This is a genomic window from Streptosporangium sp. NPDC002544 (assembly GCF_040295965.1).
Lineage (GTDB): Bacteria > Actinomycetota > Actinomycetes > Streptosporangiales > Streptosporangiaceae > Streptosporangium.
Genome location: NZ_JBEOWJ010000001.1, coordinates 146486 through 163685 on the forward strand (window position 1 = coordinate 146486; position 17200 = coordinate 163685).

Here is a 17200-nt window from a genome sequence, read left to right on the forward strand (position 1 = left end):
GGTGGTGGGGTACCACCGCGGCAGGCCGGCGCGACGGGCTCAACCGGTCAGGGCCACCGACACGAGCAGGAGCTGTGCCTCCAGCGCGCGGCGGAAATCGTCGGGCAGGGAGCCCTCCCGGTTCCGGTCGGCGATCTTTCCCCGGATCGAGGTGAGGTCGCCGGAGTCCCGGACGCTGTTGGCCAGCACCTGCCGCAGGTCCAGGGCCACGTCCGGGCGGATCCTGCCCTCGTCCTCCCCCTTCGCCAGCACGGCGTTGAAACTCCGCAGGCTCTGGTTGAGGTTCGGGACGGAGGAGCGGACAGCCTCTGTCCAGGGCGTCTGCTCCACCTCCCGCCCGCCCCCCTTGCGGACGGCGGGAGCGGAAGGGGAGGGGCTGGGGCTCGGCGTCGTGCCCGGTTCGGGGAACGCGGTGGCGGGGTCGAGGGCGGCGGCCGGGAGCGTTCCGCGCCCCTGAGGGCCGGCCCCCCGGCCGTCGGGGTAACCGGTGAGCTGGCTCCACACCAGGCCTCCCACCAGCAGCGTCGTCGCCGTCGCGGTGACCATGCTCCAGCGCGTCAGGGTGCTCCTGCCGGTCGAACGGGGCGGCATCAGGGCTTCTGCCAGGCCGTCGGCCACCTCCTGTGCCTTCGGCCGGACCTCGGGCCGAGGTGACAGGCATGTCTGGCAGAGAGTGCTGATCTGTGCGGGCATCCCCGGCACGTCCGCCATCGGCGGGGGGCCCTCCCGCCGGACGTTCTCGATCTCCTCCCAGGTGCGTTCCGGATACGGGGGGTTGCCGGTGAGCATCTCGAACAGCAGCACGCCCAGCGCGTAGACGTCGCTCGCCGGGTCCGCGACGGTGCCGGTCAGCCGCTCGGGCGCCACGTAGGGAGGTGTGCCGTAGTCGGAGGCCCGGTCGTCGCCGTCCTCCCCGATGAACGCCGCGATGCCGAAGTCGAGCAACTTGGCGCCGGTAGCGGTGAGCAGCACGTTGTCGGCGGTGACGTCCCGGTGGACGATCCCCCGCTCGTGGGCGGCGGCCAGCACGGTGGCCAGCCTGGCGGCGATCAGCGCCGCCTCCGCCCACGGCAGCGGGCCCTCGATGATCCGGTCGGCGAGCGGTCGCCCCTCCAGCAGGCGCATCACCACGTAGGCGGCCAGGCGACCGTGCGAGGTCACGGTCTCCCCGTAGTCGTAGACCTCGATCGCGTCGGGGTGGATGAGGCGCGCGGTGGCGCGCGCCTCCCTGCGGATGAGCTCGCGCTCCCCGTGGTCGACGCCGAGTTCGCCGTCCAGCAGCTTGACCGCGACCATCCGCTGCAACGACTGGTCGAAGGCGCGCCAGATGACGCTCATGCCGCCCCAGGCGATCCGCTCCAGCAGCAGGTACCTGCGGGTGAGCACGTCTCCCGCACGGAGTCCGACAAGGTCAGGCGGACTCACGGACCACCAGCTCAGTGGGGAGTACGGGGTTGTCACGGGATGCGCCTGCCGAGCCCATCGAGAGCAGCAGCAGCCTGGTGGCCAGCGCCGCGAACTCCTCCACCGGCTGACGGACCGTGGTGAGCGTGGGGGAGGTCCGCCGGGCGGCGGGGGCGTCGTCGAAGCCGATGACCGCCACGTCCTCAGGTACCCGGCGGCCGGCCCGGCGCAGGGTCTGCAACGCGGCCGCGGCCATCACGTCGGAGGCCGCGAAGACCGCGTCGAGGTGCGGCATCCGGCGTAACAGCCACTGCATGCCGTGCACCCCCGACGCGTGGCTGAAGTCGCCGTACGCGACCGGCACGCCGGTCATCCCGGCCAGGGTGAGAGTCCGCAGGAATCCGTCGAGCCGGTCACGGGCGGCCGGCAGGGCGGGCGGCCCCGCGATGACGCCGATGGACCGCCGGCCGCCGAGCAGCAGGTGCTCCGCCGCCTGCCTGCCGCCGTCGCGGTTGTCCATGTCGACATGGGGGAGGTCGATGCCGTCCGGGGGACGGCCCGCGCTGCGTACCGGGATGCCCGAGGCGGCCAGGGTCACCACGAGCGGGTGCCTGTCGCGCGCGCCGATCAACAGCACGCCGTCGATGCCTCCGGCGACGAGCGGGGGCGTGGCGATGGTGGAGGTGGCCGCCGTGGCGGTCATCACGGCCAGGGGAACGCCGTGCCCGGTGAGAACCTCCTCGGCAGCGGTGATCATTCTCGCGTAGAACGGCTCGGTGAACAGCCGGTGCGCGGGCTCGCAGACCACTACGGCCACGACTTGGTCGGATCGGCGGCCGGAGCCGCCACGGGGAGCGCGATGCCTTACGTAACCGAGACGCGAGATTGCGTCATGCACCTGCCTACGAGTCGATGTGCTGACTCTGACTGAACCGGTGAGTACCCGGGACGCTGTGGCGGGGGAGACCCCTGCCTCTGCTGCGACCTGGGCAAGTGTGGGTAGATCCGTCATAACTTCCTCCACACCAAGATTCCGCACAGGTGGGAGCGCTCCCAGTGAACCTAGCATTGTTTCGGAAGTGTCAAAAGATGTTTCCGAAAAATCACCATGTGTATGTCAAATTTCCCTGACAACCCAGTCAGAGGCAAGTATCGCCATGATTACGGAGTCGTACCATTCGCCGTTCATGCGCAGTGCGTCACGGCATACCCCCTCCGGAGTGAAGCCGATCTTGCGGTAGACGTGAGCGGCCCGCTCGTTGAACGCGTAGACCTCCAGGCTCACCCGGTGCAGCGGTGTGGAGGTGAAGGCGTGGTCGAGGGTCAGCCGGATCGCCTCGGTGCCGTACCCCTTGCCGTAGACGCGCGGGCCGATCAGCGCGATGCGCAGGTTGCAGGAGAGGTTCTCGGCGTCGAGCTGGTTGAGCACGATCTCGCCCACGTAGGCGTCGTCCTCGGCGGTGCAGATCGCCAGATCCAGCCGGTCGCCGTGGTCACCCCGCGAGCCGTACCAGCTCTTGATCGACTCGAACTCCGGTTTGCCGTGCGAGCCGGTCAGCCGGACGGTCTCGGGGTCGTTGACCAGCTCCCAGAGGCCGTCCACATGCTCGGGGCCGACAGGCCGGAGCGTCACGTGCTCTCCGGAGAGCGTGGGTTTGTGCGCGAACATCATTCGGTGTGTCTACCGGCCGAAACCTCGCAGGGCAACCGGATCGCCGGAGGCGCCGGTCCTCAGCCGGAGGGAGAGCGCCTCACCAGGGGCCGTACGGCCCCTGGTTGCCGCCCTTGCCGATCTCCCGCACGGCGGGGCGCACGTCGGCGAGGTAGATGCCCGAGGCGATGACGGACGCGATCGTGAAGATGCTCAGCGTGCTGAGATAACCCACCGCGGCGGCGAAGCCGAACAGGGCCGCCAGCCCCAGGATGACCAGCCACAGGTTCTTGCTCTGCTTGCCGGTGACCGCGAACGCCCGTGCGGGGGTCCTCACCGCGTGGACGAGTGCCCAGCCCGACAGCGCGAACACCCCGACGGCCAGGATCCAGAAGACCAGGTCCAGGGCACCGTGGATTTGGATCATCGTCTCTCCAGAACGCTCGCCTCACCGGTTTCCCTCAGCCTAATGCCGAAAGTCCCCTTCGCGGCGTCATCGGCCTCCACATGCCCGCTCCGGTCGAACACGCTCGGCCGGGGAACGGCCCCCGAACGCCGCAGGACCCGCCCCGGCGGCGCCGGAACGGGTCCTGGAGCCGGTTGCCCGGCCGCGACCTCGCTTGACGAGCCCGCGACGGGCTCAGGACTTGGAGGTGCCGGACCTCGAGGTGCGGGTGCCCTTCTTCTGGGTCGTGGGCCGGGCGGCCTCGGAGAGCTCCTCCAGCTCCAGAGCGGCCTCGCTGCTCGTCTTGGAGACGACCTTGCGGCCGCGGTTGGCGAACTCCTCGTAGAGCTCGGTGGCCCTGCCCGCGAAGTGGTCGGCGTAGTCGCGCGCCTTCACGGGAAAGTCCTTGGCGTAGCCCTCGGCCTTGCCGGCGAGTTCCCTGGCCTTCTCCGGGAGGTCCTTCGCGGCCTCGCGGATCTCCTCGCGGCGGCCCTGCAGCCTATGGATCCGCTCCGGAAGCTTCATGAGCTTCTCGACGGCGAAGTCGCCGGCCCCGGCGACGGCGTAGAACGGCTTGGACTCGGCGATCTTCTTGACTTCGGTGGTGATGGGCATGGGTTAACCTTCCTTGGTTTCCTTTGTGATGTGGCCGTTGCTCGGGGGCGCCGCGTAGGGTTTCAACGCGGTGAGATATTCCCCGGGCAGCGGTACCTCGTCGTCAGGCGAGGAGCCCGCGTCACCCTGCCGGGGCTCCGGTGCGGGATGCGCTTTCTGGGAGGTCTGCGCATCCTCGTCCGGAGCCTCGGCCCGGTTCTCCTTGCGAAACGACTCATAGATGTCGATCAGCACCTGGCGCTGGCGCTCGGTGATGAGGTGGTCGGCTCTGATCGCGGTCAGCACGTCGCTGTCCGGCTCGCGCTCCTCGATGAGGCCGGCCTGGACATAGAGCGCCTGCGACGAGATGTGCAGGCCCTTGGCGATCTGGTTCAGTATCTCGGCGCTGGGCTTGCGCAGCCCGCGCTCGATCTGGCTCAGGTAGGGGTTGGAGACCCCCGCCGCCGCGGCGAGCTGACGCAGGGAGATTTTCGCGTGCGTGCGCTGCTCGCGGATGTACTCACCGATCGAGCCGACCTTGGGTAGTGCCATACCTTGAGTCTGCCCCACCATGCTTGCAATTGCAAACGCCATGGCTAACACTTGCAAGCGTTTTGGGGTGAAGTTGTATCAGGATGGCCGATACGCCGAGGTGAGGTCAGTGCGGGATCAGCCAGAGCAGCGGGGCCGAGGCCGTCAGGGTGACGGAGAAGGCGACGATGGCGTAGCGGACCCCGAGCGGCAGGATCGGGCCCGGTGTCACCAGGCGCTCGACTCTGGCCATCACGGCGGCGGACGACGAGGTCGCGGCGCCCAGCGCGCCGTGCGGCGCGGGGACGGCGCCCGCCGTGCCGAAGCGCAGCAGGGCGGTCGCCAGGCGGCGTGGTGAGCAGTAGCGGCGGGCGACGTCGTCGGCGGCCATTTCCACCAGCAGGCTGACCTCGCTCTGCGCGTCCTTGACCACGCGTGACCAGGGCAGGGCCCTGCGCAGCGCGGCGAAGGGCAGCAGCACCAGGTCGTGCCGCTCGCGCACATGGGCGGTCTCGTGGGCGAGCACCGCGGTCAGCTCGTCGGCGGAGAGCAACTTCAGCGCACCCTCGCTGACCACCACCTGGGAGCGGAGGCCGGGCACGCAGTAGGCGGTGGCGCCCGGGTGGTCGAGCACCCGTACGCCGGGGACCACCGGGTCCTCCCTGGCGATCAGGGCGAGCAGGGTGCGGTGGCGGTGCCGGGCGCGGAACGTCTGCACGCCCGCGGCGAGGAGCACCATGATCAGCACGGCGAGCGCCGTCAGCCCGGCGATGAGCGCGACGATCCTCGGCAGGTCGTACGGCTGGGGTAATCCCCGGCCGCCACCGAACGCGGAGGCGGCGAAGCCGGCCAGGCCGTGCAGCACACCCTGGCCATAGGGCTCCAGCGCGTAGCCGAGCAGAGCGCCCGTACCGGCCAGCCCCCAGGTGACCCCCAGCGCCTGCCACAGCACGATGGCCACGTGCGGAGCGCGGTAGGTCCACCGTGCCCTGGTGAACCGCCAGGCGCCGACCGCGCAGGCCAGGGCGAGCGTCGCCAGGGCTGCCGCGGTCATTTACTCGTCCTCCAGCTCCTCCTCAAGGCCGGTCAGGGCCCTGCGCAGGATGTCGGCTTCGGTGCCGGTGACGGCCTGGGCGAACCGGGTGAGGGCCGCCGACCGGTCACCGGTCAGATCCAGCGCCTCCAGCATAAGCTCCGCGACGTAGGCGTCGCGGCTCTCCGCGGACGCGTACCGCCACGCGCGCCCGTCACGGGTGCGGACCAGGAAGCCTTTGCGGGTGAGCCGGTCGAGCACGGTCATCACGGTGGTCGGCGCCAGGTCGCGGTCGGATATCAGGCGTCCGACCTCCCGTGCCGTCACGGGGGATGATTGTGCCCAGATGATGTCCATGATGCTGCGTTCAAGCTCGCCGAGACCCTTCACACCGTCAAGACTAACCCCCGCACCACGAGGGGTAGTACTACGGGTTGTCGAGTGATGCGTTTCACGGCGTACCCGCTCGTCTCACGCGCTTCGCTCAGGACGCGGCGGAGTCCAGCCGGTCATCTCGGGGCGACCGCGGCCCAGGGGAGGGTGATCTCACCGAGCCGCCAGCGCGACCGGCCGCCGAGCGGGGGGCGCGCGGCCAGCGGCCAGGTCGCGGCGAGCGTCTCCGCGGAGGCGATCCAGCGCTGGCGGGAACCGTAGGAGCCGAAGGGCGCGTTGACCGCCCAGGCGTGGTCGAAGTCACGCAGGAAGGCGTGGACGGGCTCACCGGGGACGTTGCGGTGGATGAGCGTCTTGGGCAGCCGGTCGGCCAGATCCGAGGGGCGCTCGAAGGAGTCGAAGCGGGCCGAGAGGGTCAGTGTCCGGGGACCCGAGCGGTCGAGCCCGACCCAGACCGCGCGGTGGCCCACCTCCGAGCAGGTGCCCTCGACGATCACCCCGCCCGGCGCGAGCCGCTCGCGGAGCATCGCCCAGTATTCCCACGCCTGCGCCTCGCCGTACTGCCGCAGCACGTTGAAGGCCCTGACCAGCACGGGCGGCCGGTCCACCGGCAACTCGAAGCCGCCAAGCGCGAAGGACAGCCCCGGGCGCTCGTGGGGTCTGGCCGCCGCGACCCTGGCCGGGTCGATCTCGACGCCGACGACCTCGACCGAGGGGCAGATCCGGCGCAGCCGCAGGAACATCTCCAGGGTCGTGGTGTGCGAGGCCCCGTAGCCGAGGTCGACCACCAGCGGGCGGTCGGCGGCGCGCAGCAGGCGGCCGTGCGCGGCGACGACCCACCGGTCGGCCCGCCGCAGGCGGTTGTGACCGGTGGTCCCCCTGGTGATCTCCCCTATCGGCTTGGACATGGTTCAGACGCGGTGGAGCTTGTGCTGGGCGGCCTGGGCCCGGGGGCGCATGACGAGGCGGTCGATGTTCACGTGGGCCGGCCGGGTCACGCACCAGGCGATGGCGTCGGCCACGTCGTCGGCGGTGAGCGGGCCGGGCACGCCCCGGTAGACCTCGTCGGCGGCGGCGGAGTCGCCGCGGAAGCGGTTCAGCGAGAACTCCTCGGTACGGACCAGCCCGGGGGCGATCTCGACGACCCTGACCGGCTGGCCGACCAGCTCCAGCCTGAGCACCTCGGTCATCGAGGTCTGCGCGTGCTTGGCCGCGTTGTAGCCGCCGCCGCCCTCGTACGAGACGAGCCCGGCCACCGAGGTCAGCATCAGCAGCACGCCGTCGCCGGACTCGATCAGCCGGGGCAGCAGTGCCTGGGTGACGCGGAGCGTGCCGAGCACGTTGACGTCGTACATCCGCTGCCAGTCCGCGATGTCCCCGCTCGCCACGGGCTCCAGGCCGATCGCGCCACCGGCGTTGTTGATCAGCACGTCACAGCGGTCGAGCGAGGAGGCCAGCTCGTCCACCGACTCCTGCGACGTCACGTCCAGGGTGACAGCGCGGATGCCGGGCACCTCGGCGGCCAGCGCCTCCAGCCGCTCCCGGCGCCGTGCCGCGGCCACCACGTCGAAGCCCTCCGCGGCCAGCCGGCGGGCCGTCGCCTCGCCGATCCCACTGCTGGCCCCTGTCACCACAGCTGTCCTCTTCATAACCCTCCATCCTGCCAGGACCACCCCACACGGACCCTTCTGCGGTGATGTGTCGGGAATGTTGCGGATTCTCAGGTGGTTGAGCCCACTCGGAGGTGGTGTCGGTGAGGCGACGGCGGGTCAACCGAGTCGCGACGATCAGCATGCACACGTCCCCCCTGGACCAGCCGGGAACCGGGGACGCGGGCGGTATGAACGTCTATATCGTCGAGGTGGCCAAACGCCTGGCCGAACTCGGGGTGGAGGTGGAGATCTTCACCCGGCAGACATCCCGGGACCTGCCACCGGTCGCGGAGATCGTCCCGGGCGTCTCGGTCCGCCACGTCACCGCCGGACCGTATGAGGAGCTCGACAAGGGCGACCTGCCAGGCCAGCTCTGCGCCTTCCTGTCGGGCGTGCTGCGGGCCGAGGCCATGTACGAGCCGGGCCGCTACGACGTCATCCACTCCCACTACTGGCTCTCCGGCCAGGTGGGCTGGCTGGCCAAGGAGCGCTGGGGCCTGCCGCTGGTGCACACCATGCACACCATGGCCAAGGTGAAGAACCTCCTGCTGGCCGAGGACGACAAGCCCGAGCCGACGGCCCGGGTACTGGGCGAACAGCAGGTCGTGGACGTTGCCGACCGCCTGGTGGCCAACACCCCCGCCGAGGCCAGTGATCTCGTTGAGCTGTACGGGGCGGCCCCCGCCAGGGTCGAGGTGGTCAACCCCGGCGTGAGCCTCAGGGTCTTCCAGCCCGCCTCCAAAGGCGCGGCCCGGCACAGGCTCGGGCTGCCGCAGGATGCCCACGTGCTGCTCTTCGTGGGCCGCGTGCAGCCGCTGAAGGCCCCGGACGTGCTGCTGCGCGCCGCGGCCAGGATGCTCCTCGAAGATCCCTCGCTCAGGTCGAGACTGGTCGTCGTCTGCGTCGGCGGCCCCAGCGGCAACGGCCTGGCCAGGCCCTCGTACCTCACCGACGTGGCCGCCTCGCTGGGGATCTCCGACGTGGTCAGGATCGTTCCACCGGCGCCCCAGCACGAGCTGGCCGACTGGTACCGCGCGGCCGATGTGACGGTCGTCCCCTCGCACAACGAGTCGTTCGGCCTGGTGGCCCTGGAGTCCCAGGCATGCGGCACCCCCGTGGCCGCCGCGTCCGTGGGCGGGCTGCGCACCGCGGTGCGCGACGGCGCCTCCGGGGTGCTCGTCGAGGGGCACGACCCCCACGACTGGGCGCGGGTGCTCGGCCGCTTCGTGTACGCCCCCGCCTGGCGGGAGGCGCTGTCCGCGGCCGCGGTGGCCCACGCGGCGGCCTTCGGCTGGTCGGCCACCGCGGCCAGGCTGGCGGATGTCTACGCCGGGGCGATGGCGAACCTGCACCGGGTCCCCATCGCGGTCAGTTCATGAGACCCGCTCGTAGGCTGGGCCCATGCGCGAAGTGATCGAGGCGGCGCTGAAGAGCGCGGACGTCTCCTACGAGCAGCCCAGGCCGGGGGCCTTCCTGGCGAAGCTCCCCGGCCAGCACAAGCTGGCCACCATGACCTGGCTGATCGTCGGCGACCAGGCCCTGCACGTGGAGGCGTTCTTCTGCCGCCGGCCGGACGAGAACCACGCCGAGTTCTACCGCTGGCTGCTCACCAAGAACGGCTCCATGTACGGGGTGCACTTCGCCCTCGACCCGATCGGTGACGTCTACCTCGTGGGCCGGGCCCCGTTGGGGGCGATCACCGAAGAGGAGATCGACCGCCTTCTCGGGTGCGTGCTCACCTACTCCGACGAGGGGTTCGACCGCGCCCTGGAGCTGGGTTTCGCCACCTCGATCCGGCGCGAGTGGGAGTGGCGTGCCAAGCGCGGTGAGTCGCTCGCCAACCTCCAGGCATTCGCCCGCTTCGCCGATCCCGAGCGCTGAGGGGCACCGGGGGACGCCCACTAAGCTTGTCGGTATGTCGACTTTGGTGCTGCTCCGGCACGGTGAGAGTGAATGGAACGCCAAGGGTCTGTTCACCGGATGGGTGGACGCGGGACTCTCGGCCAAGGGCGAGGAGGAGGCACGGCGCGGAGGAAGGCTGCTGCTCGACGCCGGGGTGCGACCCGACGTGGTGCACACCTCGCTGCTGACCAGGGCGATCCAGACGGCCAACCTCGCGCTGGGCGCCGCCGACCTGCTCTGGCTGCCGGTCTCCCGGTCCTGGCGGCTCAACGAGCGCCACTACGGCGCCCTGCAGGGCAAGGACAAGGCGCAGACGCGGGCCGAGTTCGGAGACGAGCAGTTCATGCTCTGGCGTCGCTCCTACGATGTCCCGCCGCCCGCGATCGCCGACGACGACGAGTTCTCCCAGTCCGGCGACCCCCGCTACGCGCTGCTGCCGAGCGAGCTGCTGCCCAGGACCGAGTGCCTCAAGGACGTCGTCGAGCGCATGCTGCCCTACTGGTACGACCAGATCGTGCCCGACCTCGCGGCCGGTAGGAGCGTGCTGGTCGTCGCGCACGGCAACTCGCTCCGGGCGCTGGTCAAGCACCTGGACGGGATCGGCGACGACGAGATCGCCGGGCTCAACATCCCCACCGGCATCCCGCTCCAGTACGAGCTGGACGCGGACTTCCACCCCGTCACCAGGGGCGGCCGGTACCTCGACCCCGCCGCCGCCGAGGCCGCCATCGAGGCGGTGGCCAACCAGGGCAAGTAGCCCCGGTCTCATCCGCAGGAACACCAGGAGGGCCCGCCGGATCCGGCGGGCCCTCCTGACGTTCCGAGGGGCTGAGGAGATCGACGGGGGGAGTCAGAGGGCGCTGGTGTCCTGCGGCCGGGAACCCGTCACCAGATAGACCACGTCGTGCGCGACACGGACCGCGTGGTCGGCATAGCGCTCGTAGTAGCGGCCGATCAGCGTCACGTCGATGGCCGGCTCGACGCCGTACTTCCAGTCGGGGGCCATCAGGACCTTGAACAGCCTGCGGTGCAGCCTGTCCATCGCGTCGTCGTCGGCCTCCAGCTCCAGGGCGGACTCCACGTCGCGCGAGGCGATGCAGCTGCCGGTCTTGGTGATGAGGCGCTCGGCGATCTGGCCCATCTCCAGGATGGTGGCACGGATCTCCGGCGGGATCGCGGAGTCGGGATGGCGCAGCCTGGCGACCTTGGCCACATGCTCGGCGAGGTCGCCCATCCGCTCCAGGTCGGTGCCCATCCGCAGCGCCGCGATGATCATTCTGAGATCCACGGCCACCGGCTGCTGCCTGGCCATCAGGTCGAAGATCGTGGCCTCGATCTCCGCGAAGATCCGGTCGACCTCCTCGTCCTGGGAGATGACGCTCTCGGCGAGATGAAGGTCCGCGTCCAGGAGGGCTGTGGTGGCCCGCGATATCGCCGACCTCACGAGCCGGGTCATCTCGACCAGCCGTTCGGTGAGGGCGTCGAGTTCTTCGTGATAGGCGTCGCGCATGGAACTCACCGTATGAGGGGACCGGTGAACGAACCTCGACCGCAAAGTGAACTTTGCGGGAAAGGCCGCTGTCACCACCCCCGGGCCGTCCCCAACATGGAAACCCCCACCTACCATCGAAAACGTGAAGCCTACGGGAGGACCACGTGAGTGAGCTGATGGCGAGCCTGGCCGCGCTGGCCGGCTTCGTCGTGGGAGCGCTGGCCGTGATGGTCGTCCGCCAGCAGAGCCACGGACGGCGTGGCGGGATGACACCGGTGGACGACGTCGAGCCCGGCGCGCTCCCGCACGGGGTCGCCTCGGTGCTGGCCGTGCTGCCGTCCTCGGCGGTCGTGCTCGACAAGGAGGACCGGGTGCTGCGCGCCAGTTCGGCGGCGCGCGCGTTCGGCCTGGTCAAGGGCGAGCACCTGATGGCGGCCGAGCTGCTCGCGCTGGCCAGGAAGGTACGCAGGGACGGCGAGATCCGCGAGAGCGAGATCGAGGTGGCCGGCCACAAGTTCGGCCAGGAGTCGACCAACTTCGCGGTGCGGGTCGCCCCGCTCGGCTCCTACGGTCAGGTGCTGGTCCTCGCCGAGGACCAGACCGAGCACCGCCGCGTCGAAGCGGTCCGCCGCGACTTCGTGGCCAACGTGAGCCACGAGCTCAAGACGCCGGTGGGCGCGATGTCGTTGCTGGCCGAGACCATCCAGGACGCCGCCGACGACCCCGAGGCGGTCACCCGCTTCGCCGGGCGTATGCAGCATGAGGCGGCCCGGCTCACCTACCTCGTCCAGGACCTGATCACCCTCTCCCGCATCCAGGGCGCCGAGCCCATTCCCACTCCGGGCCCGGTGCTGATCGACGAGGCGGTGCACGAGGCCATCGACCGCTGTAACACCACTGCGGCGGCCAAGGACATCACCCTCGTCTCCGGCGGCGTCGAGGGCCTGCGGATATGGGGCGACGACGAACTTCTCGTCACCGCCCTGCGCAACCTCATCGACAACGCGGTCGCCTACAGCCCCGAGCACACCCGGGTCGTGGTCAGTGCCCGCGGGGCGGGCCCCAACACCGAATACGTCGAGATCAGCGTGAGCGACCAGGGCATCGGCATCCCGGAGAGCGCCCAGGAGCGAATTTTCGAGCGGTTCTTCCGCGTCGACGCGGCACGCTCGCGCGCGACCGGTGGCACGGGCCTCGGCCTGGCCATCGTCAAGCACGTGGCCGCCGCCCACAACGGGGCGGTCACGGTGTGGAGCAAGGAAGGCTCAGGCTCCACCTTCACCCTCCGCCTGCCCGCCTTCGGCGGCATGGCGGTGGCAGTACCAGCTACCACCACGATCCCCCTGGAGGCCGCGCAGTGACTCGCGTGCTTGTCGTCGAGGACGAAGAGTCGTTCTCCGACGCTCTGTCATACATGCTGCGCAAGGAGGGCTTCGAGGTGGCCGTGGCCACCACCGGGCCGGAGGCGCTGGAGACCTTCGACCGGAACGGCGCCGACCTGGTGCTACTCGATCTGATGCTCCCCGGCCTGCCGGGGACGGAGGTCTGCCGCTCGCTCCGCCAGCGCTCCAACGTGCCCGTCATCATGCTCACCGCCAAGGACAGCGAGATCGACAAGGTGGTCGGGCTGGAGCTCGGCGCCGACGACTACGTCACCAAGCCCTTCTCCTCCAGAGAGCTGGTGGCCCGCATCCGCGCGGTGCTGCGCCGCCAGGGCGATGTGGAGGAACTGGAGTCGGCGGTGCTGGCCGCCGGCCCGGTCCGGATGGACGTGGACCGCCACATCGTCGCCGTGCGGGGCGAGCCGGTGCAGCTGCCCCTGAAGGAGTTCGAGCTGCTGGAGGTGCTGCTGCGCAACGCCGGGCGGGTGCTCACCCGGGGCCAGCTCATCGACCGGGTCTGGGGTGCCGACTACGTGGGCGACACCAAGACCCTGGACGTGCACGTCAAGCGGCTACGGGCCAAGGTCGAGTCCGACCCGTCCAACCCGCGCTGCATCCTCACGGTCCGGGGCCTGGGCTACAAGTTCGACCCCGCGGAGGCCTGAGCCTTCGCACGCGCCTCCGGACGGTCCGAGGGGCCGTACGGCGTGCCCGCGCCGTACGGCCCCTCGGCGTGTCCGGAGGCGGTCACCGGGGGCCGGGCCTCACCCGATGACCGGCTCCCGGGGATTCGGATCTCCCGGGAGTCGTGGTCGCCCGGAGGCCTTCCGCATGGTGAGGCCGCCGGGAGTGGTCAGTGGCCGTGCCCCTGCCCGTCCTCGGTGGAGGCGGAGGGGGTGGGGGTCGGCGTGGGAGCCGCGGAGGCGCCGGGAACCTGCGGGTAGGCGGTGAACTCGCGGCTGCGGGTGATGACCGGGATCGTGAGCTGCACGACCCCCGCGTTGGCGAACTGCAGCTGCACCGGGATGGACTCGCCGCCCCTGAGGGGCTTCTTCAGCCCTTCGATCAGGATCGTGGGTGTCGGCTTGCCGACGTTCACCCGCTGGTTCTGGGGGAGCGGTACAGGCGCGCTCACCTTCGCCGTGCCGAGGGCCGGGTCGACGCCGAGGCCGACGAGCTGGTCAGGGCCGTTGGTGTTGACCAGGGACAGGTAGAGCGGCGTGGCCGTCCCAGCCGGTAGCGTCCCGCCGGAGTCGGGGCCGAGGAAGAAGGCCTGGGAGATGTCGATGCCCTTTGTCTTGACCGACAGGGCCTCGGTCGGCGAGTAGGGCTTGTTGGTGATCGCGTCGGATCCGGCGCCACAGCCGGCCAGAGTCAGGGCGGCTGCGAGGAACGCGGCGGCGGCGATCGCCCGGTGACGGCTGTTGCGGGTCACGGTGCGAGTTCTCCTTGTCACACATGAGGTAGGGCAAGGCCAACCCTATCGGCGACGTTTACCGGCTTCCGCCTCGCCCTGCCTGATCATTCGGAGGTGGGGAACGCAGGTCATAAGTGCTTTTTGCCCCCTTGATTCACACACTTGAGCACTTGTCAAGTCATAAGACGCGGCTTTGACCTGCAGTTATGGTGATTTCACTGTTCCGGGAGGCTGTGGATACGTGGTACTCTTGAGTACAGCGGAAGGGGTACTTGTCACATGACTTTCCAGGTCGGCGACACTGTCGTCTACCCCCACCATGGGGCTGCTCGGATCGAGGCGATCACGACCCGGACCATCAAAGGTGAGGAAAGGACCTACCTGGTTCTTAAGGTCGACAAGGGCGACCTTACCGTCCAGGTGCCGGCTGACAACGCCGAACTCGTGGGTGTTCGCGACGTAGTCGGACAAGAGGGCCTTGAGCGCGTTTTCGACGTGCTTCGAATGCCTCACACCGAAGAGCCCACGAACTGGTCCCGCCGCTACAAGGCGAACCTTGAGAAGTTGGCGTCCGGTGATGTCAACAAGGTCGCCGAGGTCGTTCGCGACCTGTGGCGACGAGACAGGGAACGCGGACTTTCCGCGGGAGAGAAGCGAATGCTGGCCAAGGCCAGGCAGATCCTCGTCAGCGAGCTCGCGCTCGCGGAAAAGACCAATGAGGACAAGGCCGAGGCCCTGCTGGACGAGGTTCTCAACTCCTGAACAAGACATTTCCACGGGTGGGCGTCGGCGTCGACGTCCACCCGTTCGCTTCCGGCCGCGAGCTCCATCTCGCCGGCCTGCACTGGCCTGGGGAGACCGGCCTGGCCGGGCACTCCGACGGTGATGCCGCGGCTCACGCGGCCTGTGACGCTCTGCTGTCCGCGGCCGGTCTCGGCGACCTCGGGGGCCTGTTCGGCACGTCCGATCCCCGCTGGGCCGGTGCCTCGGGTGCCGCCCTGCTGGAGGAGACCGCTCGCCAGGTGCGGGCCGCGGGCTTCGAGATCGGCAACGTGGCCGTCCAGGTGATCGGTAACCGGCCCAAGATGGCCCCCCGCCGCGTCGAGGCCGAGAAGGCCCTCAGCGCGGCCGTGGGCGCCCCCGTGAGCGTCAGCGCCACCACGACCGACGGGCTGGGCCTCACCGGCCGAGGCGAGGGCGTCGCGGCCATCGCGACCGCGATCGTGGTGAACCTTTAGCGGTTGCCGGACGTCTTCTCATGCGGAACGTGGAAACGTTCCGGCGGGCGGCGCGGAATGCCCGTCAGTCCACATCGAGGCGGTGGCCCGTTTCCTGGCGCGGTACGGGCCACCCCTTTTTGGGATGATCTATGAATGCGCTGGGTAACTCCCTGATGACTGTGTCTCGTGACAGGGGGAGCCGGACATGATCGGATCGATTGTCTCCGCAATCATCATCGGCGCCATCATCGGCGCGCTGGCACGCCTCATTCTTCCCGGGCGCCAGAACCTGAGCATCGGCCTGACGCTCATCGTCGGCATCATCGCGGCGCTTATCGGCACCGCCATCGCCGCATCGGTCGGCCTGACCAACACGCGGGGGATCAATTGGTGGGAGCACATCATCCAACTCGCGCTCGCCGTGATCGGAGTGCTCCTCGTCGTTCAGATGCAGGCGAGAAAGTCGCACTGACCGAATTTTTGCCGTTTACAGGAATATCCATGGCGTAGGGGGTAGCCGCCTCCCTGTGAGAGTGAAGATCTCACCCTCACTGGGAGGTTGAAATGACTATTGAGTCCATTCTTGGAGCAATCGTCATCGGCGCTGTCATCGGTGCCATCGGTCGTCTGCTGCTTCCCGGTAGGCAGGCGATCGGATGGATTCTGACCATCGTCGTCGGCATTGTCGCGGCGCTCGTCGGCACCGCCATCGCCCAGGTTCTCGGCGTCGCCACCACGGACGGGATCGACTGGATCGAACTCGTCATGCAGGTGGGTCTGGCCATCGTCGGTGTCGGCCTGGTCGCCGGTCTCAAGCGCTCCAGGGTCTGACGAACGGCCTCTGGTGGACAGCGTCTAGCGGACGGCGGGGCGGACCACTCCGGTGACCTCGCCGAGGTTCAGCTGACCCCCCTCCGGGCCGGAGGTGCTCGCGGTGACGCGCACGATGTCGCCGTCCTCCAGGAAGACCCGTTCGGTTCCGTCCGGCATGCCGAGCGGGTCTCGGCCGTTCCAGGTCAGTTCGAGCAACGTGCCGAACTGGCTTCTGGCCGATCCTGACACCGGCCCGGAGGTGAGCAGATCGCCGGTCCGCAGCGGGGCGCCGCTCACACCCGTGTGAGCGAATAGCTGCGGGCCGGTCCAATACTGGGTGGCGAACGGCGGTTCCGACAGGAGCCGGCCGTTCAACTCGACCCGCAGGGTGAGGTTCAGGCCCCACTGCCGCCTGGCCAGCAGGTAGGGCGGCGGAGGTGGGTCCTGGGCGGGGGGCACCACCCGGGCCGGCTCCAGCGCCGCGAGCGGGACCACCCACGGAGAGATCGAGGTGGCGAACCGTCCGAGAAACGGCCCGAGCGGCGTGCTCTCCCAGGCGATGATGTCCTGGGCCCGCCAGCTGTTGACCACCACCACCCCGAAGACGTGGTTCTCGAACGCCTGGGTTCCCAGCGCGTGCGGCGGGGTTGAGGGGACGCCGACCACGTAGCCGATCTCGGCGGAGAAATCCAGCTGAGTGGACGGCCCGAATACCGGGTCGGCTCCTCCCAGGCCCCGGAGCTGACCCGACGGGCGCACGACCGGAGTGCCGGAGACCACCACGCTCGACGCCCTGCCGTACTGTCCGATGGGCATCCGCGGCCAGTTGTGCGGCAGCGGATCGCCGGGCGGCCGGAACATCCGGCCCAGGTTCGTCTCGTGCTCGATGGACGACTGGAAGCGGATCAGGTCCGCCACATGGAACGGCAGGTGCATCAGCACCTCGACCATCGGGATGAGCGCGGGCATCACCGCCGGGCGGCATGACGGCTCGGTGAGCAGATGGATCAACCGCTCCCTGACCTCCTGCCAGATCCGCGGTCCCGCGGACAGAAACGCGTTGAGGGTGCCGGAGGCGAACCAGGGGGAGCCCTTCAGCACCCCGATCCCCGCCAGCAGGCCCAGATCCAGTACCTGGTCGCTGATCGCCACGCCGACACGGGGGAACTCGCCGCGGCGCGAGAAAACCCCGAAGGGCAGGTTCCGCACCGGAAAGCCGCTGTCATCTGAGGCCTTCACCCAGCACTTCGTCACGCCGGCTTCGTTCCCCG

22 protein-coding genes are annotated in these 17200 nt (G+C 69.6%); 9 read left to right on the forward strand and 13 right to left on the reverse strand.

The features are described 5' to 3' along the window. Positions 1-39: 39 nt before the first annotated feature. The 10 genes from ABT061_RS00705 to ABT061_RS00750 all read right to left on the reverse strand — a co-directional run bounded on the left by ABT061_RS00705 (position 40) and on the right by ABT061_RS00750 (position 7700). On the reverse strand, positions 40-1425 hold the full coding sequence (locus ABT061_RS00705; protein WP_350911218.1) for a serine/threonine-protein kinase: 1386 nt from the start codon (positions 1423-1425) through the stop codon (positions 40-42). Next, positions 1412-2473 carry a LacI family DNA-binding transcriptional regulator gene (locus tag ABT061_RS00710; RefSeq protein ID WP_350911220.1) on the reverse strand — a complete coding sequence of 354 codons (1062 nt, stop codon included), beginning with the start codon at positions 2471-2473 and terminating at the stop codon, positions 1412-1414. The genes ABT061_RS00705 and ABT061_RS00710 overlap by 14 nt, the downstream gene beginning before the upstream one ends. A 48-nt stretch (positions 2474-2521) precedes the next feature. Continuing rightward, positions 2522-3076: a GNAT family N-acetyltransferase gene (locus tag ABT061_RS00715; RefSeq protein WP_350911222.1), complete on the reverse strand. Its 555-nt coding sequence runs from the start codon at positions 3074-3076 to the stop codon at positions 2522-2524. Between the two features lie 79 nt (positions 3077-3155). Further along, complete coding sequence (locus tag ABT061_RS00720; protein WP_350911224.1) at positions 3156-3482, reverse strand: DUF2516 family protein; 327 nt, start codon at positions 3480-3482, stop codon at positions 3156-3158. Between the two features lie 213 nt (positions 3483-3695). Beyond that, positions 3696-4115, reverse strand: coding sequence for a hypothetical protein (locus ABT061_RS00725; RefSeq protein WP_350911226.1), 420 nt, complete (start codon positions 4113-4115; stop codon positions 3696-3698). A 3-nt stretch (positions 4116-4118) separates the two neighbouring features. Next, positions 4119-4646, reverse strand: a complete 528-nt coding sequence (locus ABT061_RS00730; protein ID WP_350911228.1) for a helix-turn-helix domain-containing protein — start codon at positions 4644-4646, stop codon at positions 4119-4121. Between the two features lie 106 nt (positions 4647-4752). Then, entirely contained in the window at positions 4753-5679 is a 927-nt protein-coding gene (locus ABT061_RS00735; protein ID WP_350911230.1) for a M56 family metallopeptidase, read from the reverse strand. Continuing rightward, positions 5680-6048 (reverse strand): BlaI/MecI/CopY family transcriptional regulator, encoded by a 369-nt coding sequence (locus ABT061_RS00740; RefSeq protein ID WP_350911232.1) that lies wholly within the window; start codon positions 6046-6048, stop codon positions 5680-5682. It lies immediately after the preceding gene. 119 nt (positions 6049-6167) lie between these two features. Continuing rightward, positions 6168-6959 carry a class I SAM-dependent methyltransferase gene (locus tag ABT061_RS00745; protein WP_350911234.1) on the reverse strand — a complete coding sequence of 264 codons (792 nt, stop codon included), beginning with the start codon at positions 6957-6959 and terminating at the stop codon, positions 6168-6170. A 3-nt stretch (positions 6960-6962) separates the two neighbouring features. Beyond that, positions 6963-7700 carry an SDR family oxidoreductase gene (locus ABT061_RS00750; RefSeq protein WP_350911236.1) on the reverse strand — a complete coding sequence of 246 codons (738 nt, stop codon included), beginning with the start codon at positions 7698-7700 and terminating at the stop codon, positions 6963-6965. Positions 7701-7798: 98 nt separating this feature from the next. On the opposite strand from ABT061_RS00750, the gene mshA reads away from it, so the two are divergent. From mshA to ABT061_RS00765, 3 genes are read left to right on the forward strand one after another with little or no spacing between them, the layout of a single operon-like run. Continuing rightward, complete coding sequence (gene mshA, locus ABT061_RS00755) at positions 7799-9082, forward strand: D-inositol-3-phosphate glycosyltransferase (RefSeq protein ID WP_350911238.1); 1284 nt, start codon at positions 7799-7801, stop codon at positions 9080-9082. 22 nt (positions 9083-9104) lie between these two features. Then, entirely contained in the window at positions 9105-9584 is a 480-nt protein-coding gene (locus ABT061_RS00760; RefSeq protein WP_350911240.1) for a type III secretion system chaperone family protein, read from the forward strand. Between the two features lie 34 nt (positions 9585-9618). Next, the gene (locus ABT061_RS00765; RefSeq protein ID WP_350911242.1) at positions 9619-10362 is read left to right on the forward strand and encodes a phosphoglyceromutase; all 744 of its coding nucleotides are present in this window, start codon (positions 9619-9621) and stop codon (positions 10360-10362) included. A gap of 93 nt (positions 10363-10455) precedes the next feature. Here ABT061_RS00765 and phoU read toward each other — a convergent pair whose 3' ends face one another. Beyond that, entirely contained in the window at positions 10456-11115 is a 660-nt protein-coding gene (gene phoU / locus ABT061_RS00770) for a phosphate signaling complex protein PhoU (protein WP_350911244.1), read from the reverse strand. A 158-nt stretch (positions 11116-11273) separates the two neighbouring features. On the opposite strand from phoU, the gene ABT061_RS00775 reads away from it, so the two are divergent. Together ABT061_RS00775 and ABT061_RS00780 are read left to right on the forward strand one after the other, a co-directional pair. After that, positions 11274-12458, forward strand: coding sequence for a sensor histidine kinase (locus ABT061_RS00775; RefSeq protein WP_350911960.1), 1185 nt, complete (start codon positions 11274-11276; stop codon positions 12456-12458). Next, complete coding sequence (locus ABT061_RS00780; protein ID WP_343968494.1) at positions 12455-13144, forward strand: response regulator; 690 nt, start codon at positions 12455-12457, stop codon at positions 13142-13144. The genes ABT061_RS00775 and ABT061_RS00780 overlap by 4 nt, the downstream gene beginning before the upstream one ends. Before the next feature lie 188 nt (positions 13145-13332). Here ABT061_RS00780 and ABT061_RS00785 read toward each other — a convergent pair whose 3' ends face one another. Beyond that, complete coding sequence (locus tag ABT061_RS00785; RefSeq protein WP_350911246.1) at positions 13333-13914, reverse strand: copper chaperone PCu(A)C domain-containing protein; 582 nt, start codon at positions 13912-13914, stop codon at positions 13333-13335. A gap of 261 nt (positions 13915-14175) precedes the next feature. On the opposite strand from ABT061_RS00785, the gene ABT061_RS00790 reads away from it, so the two are divergent. The 4 genes from ABT061_RS00790 (at position 14176) to ABT061_RS00805 (ending at position 15947) form a co-directional block, all read left to right on the forward strand. Next, a complete protein-coding gene (locus ABT061_RS00790) occupies positions 14176-14658 on the forward strand; it encodes a CarD family transcriptional regulator (RefSeq protein WP_030924410.1) in 483 nt (160 codons plus the stop codon). A gap of 17 nt (positions 14659-14675) precedes the next feature. Next, complete coding sequence (gene ispF, locus ABT061_RS00795; RefSeq protein ID WP_030924407.1) at positions 14676-15134, forward strand: 2-C-methyl-D-erythritol 2,4-cyclodiphosphate synthase; 459 nt, start codon at positions 14676-14678, stop codon at positions 15132-15134. 187 nt (positions 15135-15321) lie between these two features. Beyond that, entirely contained in the window at positions 15322-15588 is a 267-nt protein-coding gene (locus tag ABT061_RS00800) for a GlsB/YeaQ/YmgE family stress response membrane protein (RefSeq protein WP_350911249.1), read from the forward strand. Positions 15589-15680: 92 nt separating this feature from the next. Then, positions 15681-15947: a GlsB/YeaQ/YmgE family stress response membrane protein gene (locus ABT061_RS00805; protein ID WP_350911251.1), complete on the forward strand. Its 267-nt coding sequence runs from the start codon at positions 15681-15683 to the stop codon at positions 15945-15947. A 24-nt stretch (positions 15948-15971) separates the two neighbouring features. Here the strand turns inward: ABT061_RS00805 and ABT061_RS00810 are convergent, their stop codons facing one another. Then, positions 15972-17168 (reverse strand): fumarylacetoacetate hydrolase family protein, encoded by a 1197-nt coding sequence (locus ABT061_RS00810; RefSeq protein WP_350911253.1) that lies wholly within the window; start codon positions 17166-17168, stop codon positions 15972-15974. Positions 17169-17200: the final 32 nt, after the last annotated feature.